This is a genomic window from Boudabousia tangfeifanii (assembly GCF_001856685.1).
Classification (GTDB): Bacteria; Actinomycetota; Actinomycetes; order Actinomycetales; family Actinomycetaceae; genus Boudabousia; species Boudabousia tangfeifanii.
Genome location: NZ_CP017812.1, coordinates 1,644,063 through 1,663,947 on the forward strand (window position 1 = coordinate 1,644,063; position 19,885 = coordinate 1,663,947).

The 19,885-nt window shown below is 52.7% G+C and carries 11 protein-coding genes and 3 rRNA genes; 2 read left to right on the top strand and 12 right to left on the bottom strand.

Annotation, left to right across the window (positions count from 1 at the left end; all coding sequences use genetic code 11):
• Nucleotides 1-28 precede the first annotated feature (28 nt).
• Entirely contained in the window at nt 29-1,768 is a 1,740-nt protein-coding gene (locus BK816_RS06770) for a pyruvate dehydrogenase (protein ID WP_071164490.1), read from the bottom strand.
• A gap of 75 nt (nt 1,769-1,843) precedes the next feature.
• On the bottom strand, nt 1,844-3,649 hold the full coding sequence (gene metG / locus BK816_RS06775) for a methionine--tRNA ligase (protein ID WP_071164491.1): 1,806 nt from the start codon (nt 3,647-3,649) through the stop codon (nt 1,844-1,846).
• A gap of 78 nt (nt 3,650-3,727) precedes the next feature.
• On the opposite strand from metG, the gene BK816_RS06780 reads away from it, so the two are divergent.
• The gene (locus tag BK816_RS06780) at nt 3,728-4,306 is read left to right on the top strand and encodes an isochorismatase family protein (RefSeq protein ID WP_071164492.1); all 579 of its coding nucleotides are present in this window, start codon (nt 3,728-3,730) and stop codon (nt 4,304-4,306) included.
• A 212-nt stretch (nt 4,307-4,518) separates the two neighbouring features.
• Here the strand turns inward: BK816_RS06780 and rsmI are convergent, their stop codons facing one another.
• From rsmI to BK816_RS06830, 10 genes are all read right to left on the bottom strand, one after another.
• A complete protein-coding gene (gene rsmI / locus BK816_RS06785; protein WP_071164493.1) occupies nt 4,519-5,385 on the bottom strand; it encodes a 16S rRNA (cytidine(1402)-2'-O)-methyltransferase in 867 nt (288 codons plus the stop codon).
• Nucleotides 5,386-5,595: 210 nt separating this feature from the next.
• A 5S ribosomal RNA gene (gene rrf / locus BK816_RS06790) occupies nt 5,596-5,713 on the bottom strand.
• Nucleotides 5,714-5,796: 83 nt separating this feature from the next.
• Nucleotides 5,797-8,898 (bottom strand): 23S ribosomal RNA (locus BK816_RS06795).
• A 400-nt stretch (nt 8,899-9,298) separates the two neighbouring features.
• A 16S ribosomal RNA gene (locus BK816_RS06800) occupies nt 9,299-10,833 on the bottom strand.
• Together the 16S, 23S and 5S rRNA genes form the textbook arrangement of a ribosomal RNA operon.
• Before the next feature lie 703 nt (nt 10,834-11,536).
• Nucleotides 11,537-12,607, bottom strand: a complete 1,071-nt coding sequence (gene tsaD / locus BK816_RS06805; RefSeq protein ID WP_071164494.1) for a tRNA (adenosine(37)-N6)-threonylcarbamoyltransferase complex transferase subunit TsaD — start codon at nt 12,605-12,607, stop codon at nt 11,537-11,539.
• Between the two features lie 112 nt (nt 12,608-12,719).
• Nucleotides 12,720-14,291: a lysine--tRNA ligase gene (lysS, locus tag BK816_RS06810; protein ID WP_071164495.1), complete on the bottom strand. Its 1,572-nt coding sequence runs from the start codon at nt 14,289-14,291 to the stop codon at nt 12,720-12,722.
• 68 nt (nt 14,292-14,359) lie between these two features.
• Nucleotides 14,360-14,830, bottom strand: coding sequence for an aspartate 1-decarboxylase (panD, locus tag BK816_RS06815; protein ID WP_071164496.1), 471 nt, complete (start codon nt 14,828-14,830; stop codon nt 14,360-14,362).
• Nucleotides 14,830-15,696, bottom strand: a complete 867-nt coding sequence (panC, locus tag BK816_RS06820) for a pantoate--beta-alanine ligase (protein ID WP_071164497.1) — start codon at nt 15,694-15,696, stop codon at nt 14,830-14,832. Before panC ends, panD begins: the two co-directional genes overlap by 1 nt.
• 88 nt (nt 15,697-15,784) lie before the next feature.
• Nucleotides 15,785-17,437, bottom strand: a complete 1,653-nt coding sequence (locus tag BK816_RS06825) for a PH domain-containing protein (RefSeq protein ID WP_071164498.1) — start codon at nt 17,435-17,437, stop codon at nt 15,785-15,787.
• Nucleotides 17,438-17,941: a PH domain-containing protein gene (locus BK816_RS06830; protein WP_071164499.1), complete on the bottom strand. Its 504-nt coding sequence runs from the start codon at nt 17,939-17,941 to the stop codon at nt 17,438-17,440. It lies immediately after the preceding gene.
• A gap of 177 nt (nt 17,942-18,118) precedes the next feature.
• Between BK816_RS06830 and BK816_RS06835 the strand changes: the two genes are divergently transcribed.
• A complete protein-coding gene (locus BK816_RS06835) occupies nt 18,119-19,747 on the top strand; it encodes an HD domain-containing protein (protein WP_071164500.1) in 1,629 nt (542 codons plus the stop codon).
• Nucleotides 19,748-19,885: the final 138 nt, after the last annotated feature.

The window sequence follows — 19,885 nt, forward strand, 5'->3', positions numbered from 1 at the left end:
CCTTTAGGTTTGCTCCTCGTCTAGCTAATCAGAAACGGCGAGGGATATTGCGGAGGTTGGAGCGAGCCATAGACATGACTTCCCCGAAGCCACCGTTGAGGATTTGCTTGGACATGGCGAAAGCAAAGCCCTTGGCTTGTCCTAGTTCAATCTTTGGTGGGATGGAAAGGGCATTCGGGTCAGTGACGATGTCGATCAGACCCGGACCTGGCTTGCTGAGTTCTTCCGCCAGAACTTGTTCCAGCTTCTGCGGGTCAGTGACGCGCACTGCTGGAATGTCCATTGCCTCAGCAATGGCGGCAAAGTTCATTTCGTCGTTGGTGGTTCCGAAGTCGACTAGACCATCAACAATCATTTCGAGCTTAACCATGCACAGTGCCGAGTTATTGAAGACCACGGCCTTCACGTTGAGGTTTTGTGCCTTAATGGTCTGCAAATCGCCCAGCAGCATGGAAAGACCACCATCACCACACATGGCAATTACTTGCCGCCCTGGGTCGGCTACTGCCGCACCGATTGCTTGTGGTAGCGCGTTTGCCATTGAACCGTGTAGGAAGGAGCCAATCACGCGGCGCTTGCCGTTAGGAGTAATGTAGCGGGCTCCCCACACATTACACATACCAGTGTCGATGGTGAAGACGGCATCATCCGAGGCCGCCTCATCCAGCTTGACGGCAGCAAACTCTGGGTGGATCGGAACCAGCTTGGAACCGTCCTCGGTGTAGGCACCAACGACCTTATCCATCAGATAAGCCTGCGACTTGAGCTTCTTATCGAGCCAAGTACGGGAGGTCTTCTGCTCTACAAGCGGCAAGAGTGCATCGAGGGTTTCCTTCACATCAGCTTGCACCGAGATATCACAGCGGGTGCGGCGACCCAAGTGGAGCGGGTTGATATCGATTTGGGCGGTGCGAACCTTTTCTGGCAGGAAGGTGTTGTACGGGAAGTCGGTGCCCACCAAGAGCAGCAGGTCGGCTTCCTCCATGGATTCTTGCGCCGCCCCATAGCCGAGCAAACCGGACATGCCCACGTCGTATGGGTTATCCCATTGGATCCATTCTTTGCCGCGGAGCGAGTGCCCCACTGGGGAATGCAGTTTCTCAGCCAAGGCAATAACTTCGTCGTGAGCACCACGAGTACCCGCGCCACAGAAGAGCATCACCTTATCGGCCTCGTTAATTGCCTGCGCGAGGTCCTTCAGGTCTTCTTCGTTCGGCAGCACGCGTGGTTTGCGAGGATGTGCCATTGATAGGGCCTGACCCGAGGGCGCTTCTTCTTGGGTGACCGTCGACGGGATGGTTAGCACGGATACACCAGGGGCACTGAGTGCCGATTCGATGGCAATGCGCGCAACGCGTGGCATCTGGTTCGGATCCGAAATCATTTCGGAGAATACCGAGCACTCGTTGAAAATACGATCGGGGTGGGTTTCTTGGAAGAACTGGGTACCGATCTGGGTAGCGGGAATGTGGGAGGCGATGGCCAAAACTGGAACACGGTTGCGCTGGCAATCGTAAAGTCCATTAATCAAGTGCAGGTTACCTGGGCCGCAAGATCCGGCACAAACTGCGAGTTTGCCGGTGATTTCGGCATCGGCTCCAGCAGCAAATGCAGCCACTTCTTCGTGGCGAACGTGAATCCAACGAATTTTCTTGGAGCGTCGAATCGCATCAACAATGGGGTTTAGGCTGTCACCCACAATGCCGTAAACTCGCTCAACTCCTGCTTCTTCTAGCTGTTCAACTAGCATTTCTGCAACTGTGGCCATGGATGACTCCTTTGGTTAGTAACAATACTTACTTACCAAGTTACGCCCATCCATGGCCACTTGCAGGTCGAATTTTTACTTGCCGTAACGTTCTAATTCTTCGGCAATAATCGCATCGTCGAGCTTAACGAAGACTGGCTTTGGCTTCGAGATTGGAGTTCCAACCTTGACTTCGCGCGGTCCCCAAGTTGGTACCTGGGTGTAGTCGCCAGTAATGATTGGATAATCGAGGTCGGAGCCGTCCTCGCGCTTGATGTCGAGGTCGATTACTTCTTCGATGCGCGGCATAGGAGCCACGTTCCCTTCCCCACCAAGCACTTGGTCAATGGCATTGGCTGCGAATGGGAGGAATGGGCTGAGCATCAAGTTGAGGTCGTTAACTACGCTGGCCAAGGTGTGCAGGATGGTGGCGAGGCGTTCGCGCTGGCTTTCATCCTTGAGCTTGAATGGTTCGGTTTCGGTGACGTAGCGGTTTGCTTCGCCGACCAAACGCATGGCAGCGCCCAAAGCAGCCTTCTGGCGGTGCTTTTCGATCAGGCCACCGACCTCGGCGAATCCTGCCTTAACTTGGTCGAGGAGCTTCTGATCGATTTCTTCGAGGGCTCCAGGCTGCGGGATTTCACCAAAGTTCTTGGCGATCATGGCGGCGGTACGGTTGACGAGGTTGCCCCACCCGGCCACGAGTTCGGAGTTGGTGCGACGAACGAATTCGGCCCAAGTGAAGTCAGCGTCCGAGTTTTCGGGGCCGGCAGCACAGATGAAGTAGCGGAGGGCATCGGCCTGATAGCGGGCGAGCATGTCACGCACGTAAATGACGATGCCGCGCGAGGAAGCAAACTTCTTGCCTTCCATGGTGAGGAATTCGGAAGAGACTACCTCAGTTGGTAGGTTGAGTTTGCCGAGGTCGCCCGGTTCGCCACCCTTATCACCTTCACCGTTGTAGCCGAGCAGTTCGGCCGGCCAGATTTGGCTGTGGAAGACAATGTTGTCCTTGCCCATGAAGTAGTAGGACAGAGCTTCTGGGTCATTCCACCACTTGCGCCATGCTTCTGGGTCACCAGTTCGGCGGGCCCATTCGATCGAGGCCGACAAGTAGCCGACTACCGCGTCGAACCAAACGTAGAGGCGCTTACCGGGCTGGTCTTCCCAACCTGGTACTGGGATGCCCCAGTCGATGTCACGGCTCATCGCACGAGGGCGAATGTCTTGGAGGAAGTTCTGGCTGAACTTGATGACGTTTGGACGCCAAGTGCCGGACTTTTCACGATCATCGAGCCAGGCAGAAAGCGCTCCAGCTAGGGCTGGAAGGTCAAGGAAGTAGTGATCAGTTTCGATAAACTTAGGGGTTTCGCCATCGATCTTTGACTTTGGGTTGATTAGGTCGGTGGGATCGAGCTGGTTACCACAGGCATCACACTGGTCACCACGGGCGCCCTCGGCCCCACAAAGCGGGCAGGTGCCTTCAATGTAACGGTCTGGGAGGGTACGGCCAGTAGCTGGCGAGATGGCACCACGAGTGGTCTTAACGAGCATGTAGCCGTTATCGCGGACAGTTTCGAACATGGCAGCTACCACCTGGTAGTGGTTGCCGGTGGTGGTGCGGGTAAATAGGTCGTAGGAAAGACCGAGGGCGACTAGGTCCTCGACGATTAGTCGGTTGTTTTTATCTGCAAGTGCTCGGGCGGTAATTCCTGCCTGGTCGGCGGCGACTAGGATCGGGGTACCGTGTTCGTCGGTACCGGACACCATGAGGACGTCGTGGCCAGCCATACGCATGTATCGGCTGAAAACATCCGATGGGACGCCGAAACCGGCGACGTGTCCAATATGACGTGGGCCGTTTGCGTACGGCCATGCTACTGCAGAAAGAATTCGACTCATGGGGTACAGTCTAGCGCGCTAAGGTAGACTGCTTCCAATGGTCGACTAAATGTCACAAGTTTCTGTGAAAGGTAAAACATGAAACGAGCATTAATTGTAGTTGATGTGCAACCAACTTTTTGTGAGGGTGGCGCGTTGGCGGTAGCAGGCGGAAATGATGTGGCTGCTAAGATTCGCGATTTCGTGAACGAGTATGCCTCACAATGGGACGTTTTGGTTTCTACGCAGGATTGGCATATTGATCCGGGCGACCATTTTAGCGATAACCCCGATTTTGTCGATACGTGGCCACCTCATGGGGTGGCGGGCACTCCTGAAGCGGAACTTCACGAGGCAATCGCTCCCCTCCCTTTTGATTTACAGGTTAAGAAAGGCGAGTATACTGCCGCCTATTCTGGCTTTGAAGGCAAGGACGAAAATGGCGTGTTGCTTGCAGATTTGTTGCGTGAGCATGGGGTCGAAGCTGTTGATGTGGTTGGGATTGCCTTTAGCCATTGTGTTTTTGAGACTGCTAAATCAGCATTTGAAGCAGGCTTTGCAACTAGAATTCTGCGGGATCTGACCGTTGGGGTTACGCCCGAGCTGGAGGCGCAAACTGAAGCAAAGCTAGCTGAACTTCAGATTCCTTATGTGCCGGCCCAAATGGCACTCAACTAGCATCTGGGATTTTTCCGAGGGAACTGGAACGAAGTTGCTCGTAAATTTCTTAAACAAATAGCGCTACTAGCGACCTATGAAGGTGTTAGTAGCGCTATTTGTTTAAGCTTCGTATGCAGCAAGATCTGTTTAGTTCGCAGGCAGGTTGACAGGCGAGAAAAGCAAATAGCCTGTCAGAGACCGTCCGGTGGAAGCTATCGGACTCTTGTGTCTTAGCCGTTTGCTTCAGAGTGTAGAACTGCCTCGTATAGTTCGTTTTTCGAGACCCCAGCTGCTGCGGCTACTTGTTTCACGGCAGCTTTGGTCTTAAGGCCGTCTTCTCTAAGTTCTTCAACTTGAGCAACCAGTTTTTCGATAGAAACTTCGGCCTCGGGGGCACCGGCTACGACTAGACTAATTTCACCTAGTACTTCGCCTTTGGTGGCGGCCACGAGTTCAGCAAGAGTCCCGCGTTTCACCTCTTCATAGGTCTTGGTAAGTTCGCGGCACAGAGCGGCTTTACGTTCGGCCCCAAAATGGTTAACCATTACTTCGAGTGTGCCGTGGACGCGCTTAGGGGATTCGAAAAACACCATAGTGCGTTCTTCTTTAGCTAGGGATGCGATCTGACGTTCGCGTGCGCTGTCTTTACGCGACAGGAAGCCTTCAAAGGTGAATCGATCTGTTGGGAGACCGGAAAGGGCTAGCGAGGTGAGAACTGCCGAGGGGCCGGGAATGACCGACATGGGAATGTTACGTTCCAACGCAATCTGGGTTAGGTTATAGCCTGGGTCGGAAACAGTGGGCATACCGGCATCAGAAATAACGAGGACGCGGGAGCCGTTCTGTGCGGCTTCAACTAGTTGTGCTGCTTTCTCTCGTTCGTTGTGCTCATGCAGGGAGATTAACCGACCGTTGATTCGTAGCTCGAGCCGATTCGCAAGGTTGAGTGCTCTACGGGTGTCCTCTGCCGCGACTAGATCCGCTTGGCTGAGGGCTTGCCTGAGACGACTAGAAGCGTCCAAGGTATTGCCAATAGGGGTACAAGCAAGCCAGATAGAACCGGCGGGTTGTACGGGAAGACTTCGCTGTGTATCCATATCTCTCTAACCTTAAAAATAAAACCGTGCCAATTCTAACAGGATAAATGAATCTTAGTTTGGTTTTAAAAGTGGTGGACTTAGGGGATCAGGAATTAAGAGAACCCCAGAGCAACTGGCTTTGGGGTTCTCTGGGGTGGTGTGTTGTTTTTGGGTGTGTTTTTGGGGCCCCCCAGCACGTGTTGTGTTGGGGGGCCCTGTTGTGGTTTGGTGTGGCGGTGTCCTACTCTCCCACAACCTGGCGGTTGCAGTACCATTGGCGCTGGCGGGCTTAGCTTCCGGGTTCGGAATGGTTGCCGGGCGTTTCCCCGCCGCTATGACCACCACAAGTCTTTTATTCTTTTTTGTGGTTTGGTGTGGTTGGTTGTTAGCCGTATAGTGGACGCGTTTTTTGTTTTGTGTTGGTGTTTTGTTGTTTAGTTGTTGGCTGATTAGTACCGGTCGGCTTGTTGAACACATTGCTGTGCTTCCACGTCCGGCCTATCTACCCAGTAGTCTGCTGGGAGCCTCAAAAGAAACCTTATCTTGAAGCAGGCTTCCCGCTTAGATGCTTTCAGCGGTTATCCTTTCCGAACGTAGCTAACCAGCGATGCACCTGGCGGTACAACTGGCACACCAGAGGTTCGTCCGTCCCGGTCCTCTCGTACTAGGGACAGGTCTTCTCAAGTTTCGTGCGCGCGCAGCGGATAGGGACCGAACTGTCTCACGACGTTCTAAACCCAGCTCGCGTACCGCTTTAATGGGCGAACAGCCCAACCCTTGGGACCTACTCCAGCCCCAGGATGCGACGAGCCGACATCGAGGTGCCAAACCATGCCGTCGATATGGACTCTTGGGCAAGATCAGCCTGTTATCCCCGGGGTACCTTTTATCCGTTGAGCGACACCCCTTCCACAAGGTGGTGCCGGATCACTAGTTCCTGCTTTCGCACCTGCTCGACTTGTCAGTCTCGCAGTCAAGCTCCCTTGTGCACTTACACTCGCCACCTGATTACCAACCAGGCTGAGGGAACCTTTGAGCGCCTCCGTTACTTTTTGGGAGGCAACCGCCCCAGTTAAACTACCCACCAGGCACTGTCCCTGGTCCGGATTACGGACCGAGGTTGAGATGCGCACTTGAACCAGAGTGGTATTTCAACATTGACTCCCCAACCACTGGCGTGGCTGGTTCATAGTCTCCCACCTATCCTACACAAGTCCAAGCGAGCACCAATACCAAGCTATAGTAAAGGTCCCGGGGTCTTTCCGTCCTGCTGCGCGTAACGAGCATCTTTACTCGTAGTGCAATTTCGCCGAGTTCATGGTCGAGACAGCAGAGAAGTCGTTACGCCATTCGTGCAGGTCGGAACTTACCCGACAAGGAATTTCGCTACCTTAGGATGGTTATAGTTACCACCGCCGTTTACTGGGGCTTAAATTCACAGCTTCACCAACCGAGGTTGGTTGACCGTTCCTCTTAACCTTCCAGCACCGGGCAGGCGTCAGTGCGTATACATCGACTTGCGTCTTCGCACGCACCTGTGTTTTTAGTAAACAGTCGCTTCTCTCAATTCTCTGCGACCACATTCCGCTGCCAACCGCAAGGGTTTTGACGGGTGTGGTCCCCCTTCTCCCGAAGTTACGGGGGCATTTTGCCGAGTTCCTTAACCATGATTATCTCGATCGCCTCGGTATACTCTACCTGACTACCTGTGTCGGTTTGGGGTACGGGCGGTTCTAACCCTCACGTCGAGGTTTTTCTTGGCACCACAGGATCACTCTCTTCCAACAATAGTTGTCATCATCAGCTCTCACCCTTGTGCCACCCGGATTTGCCAAGGTGGCGGGCTGCGGCTTTAAACGTACAATTCCATCTGTACGCGGAAGCTACCACTGTGCGTCACCCCTGTTAATACGCTTGCCTACTACCAAACCTGGTCCCAACACAAAAAACTGGTCAAACAATCCGAAGAAAGTAAGACAGTCCAAAGTGGAGGTTAGTATGTTTGATTCAGCATGGGCGGTTTAGAACCGGTACCAGAATATAAACTGGTTATCCATCGACTACGCCTGTCGGCCTCGCCTTAGGTCCCGACTAACCCAGGGCAGATTAGCTTAACCCTGGAACCCTTAGTCAATCGGCGGACAAGTTTTTCACTTGTCATTCGCTACTCATGCCTGCATTCTCACTCCCATGTCGTCCACCATGGTTCACACCAGGGCTTCTGCCAACATGGGACGCTCCCCTACCCATCACAACGCCTGAACCACGAAGGCTTAGCTAAAGTTGTGATGCCACGGTTTCGGCGGTGTACTTGAGCCCCGCTAAATTGTCGGCGCGGAATCACTTGACCAGTGAGCTATTACGCACTCTTTCAAGGGTGGCTGCTTCTAAGCCAACCTCCTGGTTGTCTGAGCAACTCCACATCCTTTCCCACTTAGCACACGCTTAGGGGCCTTAACCGATGGTCTGGGCTGTTTCCCTCTCGACTACGGAGCTTATCCCCCGCAGTCTCACTGCCGCGCTATCACCTTACCGGCATTCGGAGTTTGGCAGATCTCAGTAACCTGTGAGGGCCCATTGACCAACCAGTAGCTCTACCTCCGGTAAGAAACACGCGACGCTGCACCTAAATGCATTTCGGGGAGAACCAGCTATCACGGAGTTTGATTGGCCTTTCACCCCTACCCACAGCTCATCCCCCCAGTTTTCAACCTAGGTGGGTTCGGTCCTCCACGACGTCTTACCATCGCTTCAACCTGGCCATGGGTAGATCACCCCGCTTCGGGTCTAGAGCACGCGACTATAACGCCCTATTCAGACTCGCTTTCGCTACGGCTTCCCCACACGGGTTAACCTTGCCACGCACCGCTAACTCGCAGGCTCATTCTTCAAAAGGCACGCCATCACCCCTAAGGGCTTTGACGGCTTGTAGGCATCCGGTTTCAGGTACTATTTCACTCCCCTCCCGGGGTACTTTTCACCATTCCCTCACGGTACTATGCACTATCGGTCACCAGAAAGTATTCAGGCTTACCCAGTGGTCTGGGCAGATTCACACGAGATTTCACGGGCCCCGTGCTACTTGGGAAACAAAACACGCAGGTGACACCACTTCAGTTACGCGACTTACACGCACTATGGTAGGCCATTCAATGCCTTTCACTTACAATGTCACTTTGTAACTACGCCACCAACCGGCAGACTGGTGATGTTTGCTCCCACAACCCCGCTAACGCAACCCCTGCCGGGTAATCACACGCTAACGGTTTGGCCATCATTCGCGTTCGCTCGCCACTACTAACGAAATATCTTTTCCTACGGGTACTGAGATGTTTCACTTCCCCGCGTTCCCTCCTACACCCTATGTATTCAGATGCAGGTAACCAGACATTACTCTGGCTGGGTTCCCCCATTCGGACATCCCCGGATCAACGCTTATTCGCCAACTCCCCGAGGCTTATCGCAGGCCATAACGTCCTTCATCGGCTCCTGGTACCAAGGCATCCACCGAATGCCCTTAAAAACTAAACAAACCAGAACACAAAATCAAAAATGTTTAAGTATCAATTAAGATGCTCGCGTCCACTATACAGTTAACAAACAACCACGCCCCAACCCCAAAACACAAACCAAACAAAACATTTGATAACAGTTCGTGTTTTAAAGAAAAGCGCAAGAACAAAACCCTAAAACGGTTTATTGTTCCATAACCCGACAGCATCCTCGTTTTGTTAAATGCCAACCCACAGTTTCAAAGGTTGAAAAAAAGGTACACAACCAAACAACCACTAGCGTCAAACACCACCCAAACAAACCAAAAACCAAAGCCCCAAACAAACATGGGAAACAAACCCCGGTAATCAGCCCAAAAGAGCAACTAAACTAGCAGCCAAACGCTTGGCCATAAAAATAAAATCTAAGAAATCCTTAGAAAGGAGGTGATCCAGCCGCACCTTCCGGTACGGCTACCTTGTTACGACTTCGTCCCAATCGCTAATCCCACCTTCGACCACTCCCTCCCGCAAGCGGGTTGGGCCATGGGCTTCGGGTGTTACCAACTTTCGTGACGTGACGGGCGGTGTGTACAAGGCCCGAGAACGTATTCACCGCAGCATTGCTGATCTGCGATTACTAGCGACTCCGCCTTCATGGGGTCGAGTTGCAGACCCCAATCCGAACTGAGACCGGCTTTAAGGGATTCGCTCAACCTTACGATATCGCAACCCTCTGTACCGGCCATTGTAGCATGCGTGAAGCCCAAGACATAAGGGGCATGATGATTTGACGTCATCCCCACCTTCCTCCGAGTTAACCCCGGCAGTCTCTCGCGAGTCCCCACCCGAAGTGCTGGCAACACGAGACAAGGGTTGCGCTCGTTGCGGGACTTAACCCAACATCTCACGACACGAGCTGACGACAACCATGCACCACCTGTACACCAGTCCGAAGACCACCACATCTCTGCAGTGTTCCAGTGCATGTCAAGCCTTGGTAAGGTTCTTCGCGTTGCATCGAATTAATCCGCATGCTCCGCCGCTTGTGCGGGCCCCCGTCAATTCCTTTGAGTTTTAGCCTTGCGGCCGTACTCCCCAGGCGGGGCACTTAATGCGTTAGCTACGGCGCAGAAAACCAAACGGCCCCCCACACCTAGTGCCCAACGTTTACAGCGTGGACTACCAGGGTATCTAATCCTGTTCGCTCCCCACGCTTTCGCTTCTCAGCGTCAGTAACGGCCCAGAGACCTGCCTTCGCCATCGGTGTTCCTCCTGATATCTGCGCATTCCACCGCTACACCAGGAATTCCAGTCTCCCCTACCGCACTCTAGTTTGCCCGTACCCACCGCAAGCCAACAGTTAAGCTGCTGGTTTTCACGACAGACGCGACAAACCGCCTACAAGCTCTTTACGCCCAATAATTCCGGACAACGCTTGCGCCCTACGTATTACCGCGGCTGCTGGCACGTAGTTAGCCGGCGCTTCTTCTGCAAGTACCGTCAAACAATCCAAAAATTGCCCTGCGTCCTTACTGAAAGAGGTTTACAACCCGAAGGCCGTCATCCCTCACGCGGCGTCGCTGCATCAGGCTTGCGCCCATTGTGCAATATTCCCCACTGCTGCCTCCCGTAGGAGTCTGGGCCGTATCTCAGTCCCAGTGTGACCGGTCACCCTCTCAGGCCGGCTACCCGTCAAAGCCTTGGTAGGCCATCACCCCACCAACAAGCTGATAGGCCGCGAGCCCATCCCCCACCAGAAAAACCTTTCCACACCAAAACATGCGCCCTGATGTGAATATCCAGTATTAGACATCGTTTCCAATGCTTATCCCAAAGAAGGGGGCAGGTTACTCACGTGTTACTCACCCGTTCGCCACTAATCCACGGTGCAAGCACCGCTTCATCGTTCGACTTGCATGTGTTAAGCACGCCGCCAGCGTTCGTCCTGAGCCAGGATCAAACTCTCCGAACAAAAAACTTTATCCAGAAAGAAAAAACCACCAAAAAACGGTGGCAATCCCAACCAAAAAACAAAAAAACTGCGTAAACAAAAAACAAAACAAAAACACTATCGAGTTATCAAACAACAAACCCACAACCAACAAAACCAAGCAAAACACTCGGCCCCATCAGAAAGAATCAGGCTTTATCGCCGAGTCACAATCTTAGTCCAACAAAACAAACAATGTCAAACCAAAAACCAGCGACCCTCATCACATCCAACCAAACAGGCCTTCAATGACAACCACACTTCACAAACGCTCCGTGTCGGCAACGAGGAGATACTCTACCACCAAACACCCCAGGGTGCGCAAACTGAAAAAACACCCCTTCTTTTCAATCCCCAAAATGGCGGTATTTTTTCTCTTTTTTCGTCTACTACGTCAACTCCTAGTTCTGCTTTTCTTCGCTCTAAATTCCAGTTTTTTACCCCTGTTCACTGGCTCACTTTTCCATAGTTGCTCATTTCCTTAGACCTAGCTTTCCGCTATTTTCCGCGCTTTTCACCAACTTTATTCGCATTGAGTTAGCTGGCACACGTCTGATTTGCACTCTCCCCTAGCCGCCGATTGCCCGTTACTACCAATCGAAATTGCAGATACAAAAGAGCTGGTAACTACCAGCACGGTAGTTACCAGCTCAAAAGCTAACCAGAATAAGTAGGTGATTAATGCTCAGCTACGGTTTCCTGGAATATAGGTTTCAGTTAATGGCATGGATGAGTCCGGAGCAAAATCCCAGTCCGAAGGTGCCAGCCCAGCCGCTACTAGATTTGATCCTAAGGCGGCAATCTGTGCTCCATTGTCAGTGCAGTACTTAAGCGGAGGCATCCGCACTTCAATGCCGGCGGCACTAGCCCGTTCGTCTAGCAAGGAACGCAAGCGGGAGTTTGCCGAGAAACCACCACCGATAACAATGGTTTTGACATCATGGGCTTGGCAAGCCGCGATCGCCTTGCTAGTCAGCGAGTCATTTACAGCTTCGCTAAAGGCAGCGCAGATATCTTCGACGGGTAGCTCCTCACCCTGCTTCTGCAAGGTTTCAATGTAACGTGCTACTGCCGTCTTGAGTCCTGAGAAAGAGAAGTCGTAAGGATGCTCTTTCAAATCTTTAGGACGGGAAAGCCCACGCGGGAACTTAATAGCTTCGGGATTTCCCTGCTGAGAAAGACGATCCACGTGGGGACCGCCAGGGTATGGCAAACCGAGAAGACGACCAACCTTATCGAAGGCTTCCCCGGCAGCGTCATCCAAGGTGCCGCCAAGTTCCACGATATCGGTAGCGATGTCGTTGACCAGCAGCAAATTCGAGTGTCCCCCCGAAACCACAAGTCCGACAAAACGCTCAGGGAATTCTCCATGCACTAGTTGGTCAACCGCTAGATGACCAACTACGTGGTTTAAACCGTAAAGAGGTTTTCCCAATGCCGAAGCCAATGATTTCGCAGCACAGTTACCAACCGTTAGGGAACCAATCAAGCCAGGGCCAGCAGAACAAGCGATAGCGTCAACTTCGGAAAGTTCCACCCCAGCTTTTTCTAGTGCTGACTCTAAGGTAGGCAAAAAAGATTCTAAGTGAGCTCGTGAAGCGATTTCGGGAATGATTCCCCCGTATCGGGCGTGCTGGTCCATCGAAGAGGCAGTCACGTCAACTAGCAGTTCATGGCCACGAACCAGAGCAACACCAGTTTCATCACAAGTGGACTCTACCCCTAAAACTAGTGGCAGATTTTCCTTGGTGCTCATCTTTTCCTTCTTTCTAACCAAAGATTCCAAATAAAAAGTGCTCCCGTTTCAGTGAGGTGGCGTCCTCGGCAAGAAAGTATCGAGGACGCCACCTGACTAAACAAGAGCTAAATCAGATGCGCTTAACCAGCGGGAAGGTGATGGTTTCGCGAATACCCTGACCGGTAATAGCCATGAGAAGACGATCAATGCCCATACCCATACCACCTGCTGGTGGCATGCCCTGTTCCATGGCCTGCAAGAACTCTTCGTCGACCTCCATTGCTTCTGGGTCGCCGTTTGCTGCATCCAAGGACTGCTGTTCAAAGCGCTCGCGCTGAACAACTGGGTCGTTGAGTTCGGAGTAGCCGGTCGCAAGTTCGAATCCGCGGACGATCAAGTCCCACTTTTCCACCTTGCCTGGCTGGCTGCGGTGCCCCTTAACTAGCGGGGAGGTGTCGACTGGGAAGTCACGAACGAAAGTTGGCTCCCAGAGTTTGTCACCCACGAGTTCTTCCCAGAGAACTTCCACGATCTTGCCGTCAACGTAGTAGTCTTCGACCTCGACCTCGTGCTTGTCAGCTAGTTCAAGGAGGTGAGCGCGTTCAGTCTGTGGAGTAACTTCCTCGCCAAGAGCCTCGGAAAGGGATTCGTACAAACCGATCTGGGCCCACTCGCCGCCGAGGTCGTACTCGGTGCCGTCAGGCAAAGTCACCAAGGTGGAACCAGTAGCTGCCAGTGCCGCATTCTGGATAATGTCCTGGGTGAGCTGGGCGATGGTGTCGTAAGTGCCGTATGCCTGGTAGGCCTCCAGCATGGTGAACTCTGGGCTGTGCGAGGAGTCTGCGCCCTCGTTGCGGAAGTTACGGTTGATTTCGAAAACGTTTTCGATGCCACCGATCAAGCAGCGCTTGAGGAACAATTCCGGAGCGATACGCAAGTAGAGATCAGTATCGTAAGCGTTCATGTGGGTCTGGAATGGACGAGCCGCAGCACCACCGTGAATGTTCTGAAGCATCGGGGTTTCGACCTCGATGAAGTCATGCTGGTCGAACCACTGGCGCAAGCTCTTGACCACGGTCGAGCGGGTACGAACCATGTCACGGGCGCTTTGACGCATGATCATGTCAAGTTCACGGCGACGCACGCGCTGTTCCTCAGACAAGGAAACTTCAGTGCCGTCCTCGGCAGTGTAAGTCTTAGGAAGCGGACGAACCGACTTGGCAGCTAGAGCCCAGGCGGGAGCGGTTTCAAAAGTACCTGCGCCAGAACCTGCTTCGCCATTGGTGGCCATAATAGAAAGTTCGCCACGACGGGAAGCGATGACGCGACCGTAAACAAATAGGTGGTCGCCGAGGTCGACATCAGTCTTAAACGCAGAAAGAGAATCGACACCAACTTCCGCGGCCGAAAGCATGGCCTGAAGACGCTGGCCAGCACCATCGGCGATGGTGACGAAGCAAAGCTTGCCGCTGTTACGGATAAAGACCACACGACCAGCTACCCCAACTAGGGTGTCGGTTTCTTCGCCGGCGCTAAGGTGCGAGAACTGTTCGCGAACCTGAGCAATGGTGGTAGTTACAGGAAGTTGTACCGGGTAGGGATTAACCCCTGCGGCCAACATACGATCACGTTTTTCAACTCGGACACGAATCTGTTCCGGAGTATCGTCAGTTGCTTGAGTAGAGTTCTTTTCTGCATTCACGCGAACAGTTTAACGCACCAATTAAAGTGCTGGCACATTCAGCACGCAAAAACTTGCGCAACGGCACACTATTGAGGGCGGGGAATGCCACTGGAGCGTAGCGGAGCGCTTTCGCTCGCTCCCCCAGTTTGCGTTGCCCCAACCGGATCAACCTGACCGGGCTGGGCGCTTTGAGAAATAATCTGATTCTGCTTATCAACCAACACAACGTGCGGAGTAAAGTCTGCCAAATCCTGATCCCAGACATACGCGTAAGCAATGATGATGACGATATCGCCAGGATTAATCAGGTGGGCAGCAGCACCATTAATTTTGATTTCACCTTTGCCTGGTTCCCCCGCAATGGTGTAAGTCGAAAGTCGAGCACCATTAGTAACATCGACAATGTCGACTTTCTGCCCGACCGCAATATTGGCTGCTTCGAGCAGGTTGCGGTCAATGGTTACCGAACCAACGTAATCAAGGTCAGCTTCCGTGACGGTTGCGCGATGAATTTTGCCGCAGAAAACCTCACGTTGGAAGTTAAGTGCAGGTGTCATTAACCCAAAACCACCAAAGTATTATCAATCAAACGAGTTGTGCCTACCCAAGCTGCCAAAATCAAAACGGCAGTGGTGGCTTTGCCATCAGTTACTGGAACGAAAGTAAGGGGATCAACTAGATCGACGTAATCGACCTTAACGCCTTGCGCCTGGTCCATTACCGCATTAGCAGCTTCGAGTACCTTGGTGGCAGATCCAGTCTGAGCAGCGGCTGCTCGTCCCTGATCGAGCGCCTGGGAAAGAGCCAGGGCAGACTGGCGTTCTTCTGGTGAGAGGTACTGGTTGCGGCTCGACATGGCGAGGCCGTCGGCCTCACGACGAACTGGTACCGACACGATTTCGACCGGCATATCGAGGTCGCGAACCATCGCCTTAATTACCGCCAACTGCTGCGCATCCTTCTGACCGAAGATGGCGTAATCGGGCTGAACGAGGTTAATCACCTTGTTAACAATCTGGAGCACTCCCGCGAAGTGAGTGGGACGGGTGGCGCCCTCGTATACCGAGCCCAAAGGACCGGCGGACAAGGTAACCTGCGGGTCGCCTTGAGGGAAGACAGTCTCTGGAGAAGGAGCGAAAACTAGATCGACCCCGAGAGTGGCAAGCTTCTCCACGTCAGCGGAAAGAGTACGCGGGTAAGCCGCAAAATCTTCCCCGGGAGCAAACTGCAGTGGGTTCACAAAAATGGAAACCACCACCACATCTGCCAGTTGCTTGGCTCGACGAACCAGATCGAGGTGGCCTTCATGTAAAGCACCCATCGTCATTACGAGGGCGGTGCGCTGACCAGCTCGACGATGGCCCAGCTCGGCCAAAAGTTCATAACGAGTGTGGATTACCAGAGGCTTTTTAGTTTCGTTCACGCGCTCAATCCTACTAGGTTTGTCACCCAGCAAGAAATTTGACGACCGATTTCACACAAGGAAAATTCTCCCTGCGAACCAAACCATTTTATTGGACGTCAGTTTCTTCGGTAATAGCCTCTAACTCTGGCGCCACTTCTTTAGCCCGACGCAGCCAAACCCCTGGGGTTTCCTTTTCACGTCGCTGTTGCGAAGCCTGCGCCAAATACTCCCACTGACTTAAGCAGTAATCGGCATCAACGTGATTGAGCCCAAAGCCTTCCCCACCGGGAACCAAGTGAAGTTGCAAATCGGCAAGTCCCCTTTTGCGTTCCCAAGGTCCTTGGCTTAAACCCACCGACTGAATATGCTCATAAAACACCAAATTGGCTGCGTGAGTGGTCCAACCGTGACGAGTGACTACTCCCATGGGAGTCAAACTCATGGCATTACGGCGGAAAGAGAACCAGTCAAAGATTCGCGAACGCGGTGGATTCGCAGTAAAAGACACAGTTTTTTCCCGAGTGCCGTGAAGCGCTTCCGCCCAAAAATCCTCAGGGTTCTCCACTTCCATATCACTGGTTAGGATCTCCAAGACACCGCGGACGGTTTTCTCATCAGCCACCGGCAAAAGCACATTGGATTGAGTTTTTTCTTTCGCATCTTCCCCACCGGAATACCCCGGGGTAACGATCTCGACTCGCCACCAATTCGGCTTGCGCCAAAGCAACTGCTGCGAAAGCTTAATCGCGTGGATCCGCCCTGGAGGAATGGTTTGAGCCCGAGTTTCGGTTAAACCACGATGCAAACGGATGCCATCGGGAGAAAACGCCAGTCGGAAACCGAACTCCTTATTCAAGCGTTGCCAGAGGAAACCAACCGCACTAGAAATGATCACAAAAATCACGACCACATTAGCGCTCAGAGCCTCAAGGAACTGTCCCAAATCGAGCCAGAAGGCGCCCACCACAATCGCAATAATTAGCACCACCAGCAGGACAATATTGACTACGAATCCCATTGACCGGAACGTAGAACGGAATAACAAGTCGTTTGGCAGTCGGAACAATTCCGTTTCAGGAGCTACCGGAGCCGAGAAACTGCTCGTCCGAACCGTCAGCTCAGATTCTTTAGCCGCTTCCTTTTGGGCCTGGCGACGAGCCACTCGCGAAAGAGGTTGCTCCACTACCTCGGAAGTGGTGGGCAAAGCGTCCTCGCCCTCGGAAAGCTGAGAAGAAGCGGGAACATTCGCGTCCGTCGGAGCGGCACCCACCCGCAAACCCGCGGCCCGAGCCAAAAGCTCAGCTCGCAGACCCTCCAAATCAGATTGGGGCAATAACCCCAGAAGAATATGAGAGTTGTCCCCGCCGGCAGCCTCGATTCGTAAATATCCCAAACCAAAAATGCGTCCCAAAAGTGGCAAGGTGATATCAACTGCGGCCAAACGCGAGAGTTTAATTTGGCGTTCATTGCGCATGAGCACGCCCCACTTATAGTGGACCGCTTCGTCTGTGATGGCATAGCCCATCATCCGCCACGCAATAAACGAATAAATCGCAATTACAAGGAGCAAACCAGCAAAAACCAGCATGCCGTAAAAGAACAGGTTGCTCCAGTTAGTGCCGGCAGCTTTTACCGCTCGGCTAATATCACGAAGGGTCTGGTAGGTGAAAAATGCTAAAAGTGCCGCAATCGTTTTCCATGCTGACGTCAGCGGAGTCAGCCAATGGAGGCGACGCCAGTTAAGTTGCTGCTGCGCCATTTAGATCCCTGCCATCAAAGACTCGCCGCGGGCAGAAAGAGTTTCGCGCAAACGATCCGCTTCACTCTGCGGCAATCCGGGGATGGAAGCATCCGAACTAGCCGAGGCCGTATGCAATTCAACGGTAGCTAAGCCAAACCAACGCTGGAAAGGACCTTGTTCCATATCTACATATTGCATGCGGCCGTATGGAACAACCGTCATGTTACGGAACATGATGCCGGTGCGGATATAAAGCTCTTTCTCGCCCTCGTAATAGCCCATGGCCCGGACTTGGCGCGGAATTAGCCAAAGGCGCCAAACGTAAATCACTAGGCTCAAAATGGCCAATCCCAGCATGAAAAACTGCCAGAAAGTCCATGGCCCCCAAATAAAGAACCAGATGACGCCAATAATCACCAAAGTTACTAGCAATGAGATTGTCTCACTGAGCATTCGTAACGACGTTAGCTTCGGAGAAACCGGTCGATATTCGACACCTTCAGGGTTAAACAACTCTGCCATTACTACTCCTTTGGAATTAGCGCGGAATTCTTAGAGTACATAAAAAATAAATGTGTTTCAAGTTACGCAACTATATGCCAAAGTCGCTGAATTTTTAACCCACTTCACCCCGAATTGGCTTTAGCATAAAAACACGCTTAACATAGCGTGTAATACTCTCAACGAAAGGTGTCACCTATGGGCGTCAGCGACGCTCCACAGTGGTTAATTTCGGCCTATGTCCGTAGTGCCCAAGCAGTCGGGGCCACCAGCGACAAAGAAGCCTTAACTAAGTTCTGTCAGACCCTATTAGAACGTTGGTCCAGTGAGGGTCGAGTTTTCCATAATCTCCGCCACCTGATTAATACTTTGGCTGCACTTGATGAAATCTCTGGGGTCTCACATGATCCCGACATTCTCCGTATGGCCGCTTGGTACCATGGAGCCGTTTTTTCCACCGAGGAAACTCACACGCAGGCGCGTGACGCTGGCGAAGTGATGGCGCCCTCGGCAGACTATGCCCGCCAAGACCTTGAAGCGATGGGCGTCCCCACTGAAAACGTGGAACGCATCTGCCAACTTATCTTGGTTTTAGGCAAACACACTGCCCCAGCAGACGACATCGATGCACACGTGCTAATCGACGCTGAATTGTCCATGCTGGCCGCTACTCCACAGGAATACCGCGACTATTGCCAGGCAATTGCGGAAGAATATTCCCATATTCCAACGCTTCGATTCTTGTGTGCGCGTCGAGCAGTAGTTTCTCATTTGCTCGCTAGGCGCCCACTGTTCACCTCTCCCCTAGGCAACCAGTGGGAAGCGGGAGCAAAACAAAATCTAGAAGCTGAGCTAGCAAAGCTAAACGCGAAGCTGGAAGCCTTTGCCAAGGAAGAAGTGGCTGCTGCCCAGGCTGCAGAAGATTCCACCTTGGGTGCCAAGCAGGCCGAGGCCGAAGAAGCTAATAAGCTCGTCTGTCCGGTGGAAGATCTGCCAGCGACCTCGACCATTATGATTAAGGCGATCAAAGCCGCCAGCCCTGAAGCTGACGATTTGTCTTACTCGCCTGTTGGAATCGCTGACCCTAGCGAAACCCCAGAAGACATGGCTCCGAGCAACTCGGTACTGGGATTGCCACCAGAAAAGGACATCCCTGCTTTAGCTCGGATGAGTCTGGCGCAACGTCAAGCTGAACTAGCACAAAAAGCTAAGGATTCTGCAAGGGAACAACAGACTGAGTCTGCCACAACTGATTCCAAGACCGACTTGGACACAAGATTCGTGGTCGATTCAGAAATCTCGAAGATCACCAGCACCCTTGAGGAGCTGCCGGATGATGAGCCACGCGATCTCGTTGAGATAGAATCACCCAGCAATGAATCCTCAGAGGACAAATCAGAGACGGAAAACCTCGAAAATTCGGGGGCAATTCGCCAGTCTATTTTTGCCGCAGTTAAAAGCGTAAACGAATCTGAAGCTAAGCCCGCTGATTTGGCACCTGCTGCCGACTCGGAAGCTGATCTTGCCCCAGTAGAACCTGTCGCTCAGTCTATCGAGGACGCCCCTTTGGCCCAAACCAACGAGGACGCTCACGCCGAGCCTGAACTCGACCCGGTAGTCACAACCGGCATCCATAGCACGAAAGAACAGGCACCAACCGAGCTTTCCTTGGAAGAAGAGGAAGACGATCTTGCCTCCGAAGGTGGTTCCAGTCTGGAATCTGCAGTTGACTGCCTAGATATCGCTGATAAGAAGCGTGTAAAAAATGGGGGACGTCGTCCTGGTGAAGCAGTGCCAACTATGACTCCACCAGCAGACGAAAAGTAACTACCCGTTCGCTTTAAACAACTAGCATTCATTTTTAACGAATAGCGTCTAGTTATCCACATCTGGCTTTGGCCACAACGATGCGGAAACGCTGGACGCTATTCGTCATTTTAGGCACAAACTTTAAGGGTCCGAAAA

Excerpts from the sequence above, each read along its gene's own strand:
- BK816_RS06770 (WP_071164490.1), bottom strand. The coding sequence starts at position 1,768 with ATGGCCACAGTTGCAGAAATGCTAGTTGAACAGCTAGAAGAAGCAGGA.
- metG (WP_071164491.1), bottom strand. The coding sequence starts at position 3,649 with ATGAGTCGAATTCTTTCTGCAGTAGCATGGCCGTACGCAAACGGCCCA.
- BK816_RS06780 (WP_071164492.1), top strand. The coding sequence starts at position 3,728 with ATGAAACGAGCATTAATTGTAGTTGATGTGCAACCAACTTTTTGTGAG.
- rsmI (WP_071164493.1), bottom strand. The coding sequence starts at position 5,385 with ATGGATACACAGCGAAGTCTTCCCGTACAACCCGCCGGTTCTATCTGG.
- tsaD (WP_071164494.1), bottom strand. The coding sequence starts at position 12,607 with ATGAGCACCAAGGAAAATCTGCCACTAGTTTTAGGGGTAGAGTCCACT.
- panD (WP_071164496.1), bottom strand. The coding sequence starts at position 14,830 with ATGACACCTGCACTTAACTTCCAACGTGAGGTTTTCTGCGGCAAAATT.
- BK816_RS06825 (WP_071164498.1), bottom strand. The coding sequence starts at position 17,437 with ATGGCGCAGCAGCAACTTAACTGGCGTCGCCTCCATTGGCTGACTCCG.
- BK816_RS06830 (WP_071164499.1), bottom strand. The coding sequence starts at position 17,941 with ATGGCAGAGTTGTTTAACCCTGAAGGTGTCGAATATCGACCGGTTTCT.
- BK816_RS06835 (WP_071164500.1), top strand. The coding sequence starts at position 18,119 with ATGGGCGTCAGCGACGCTCCACAGTGGTTAATTTCGGCCTATGTCCGT.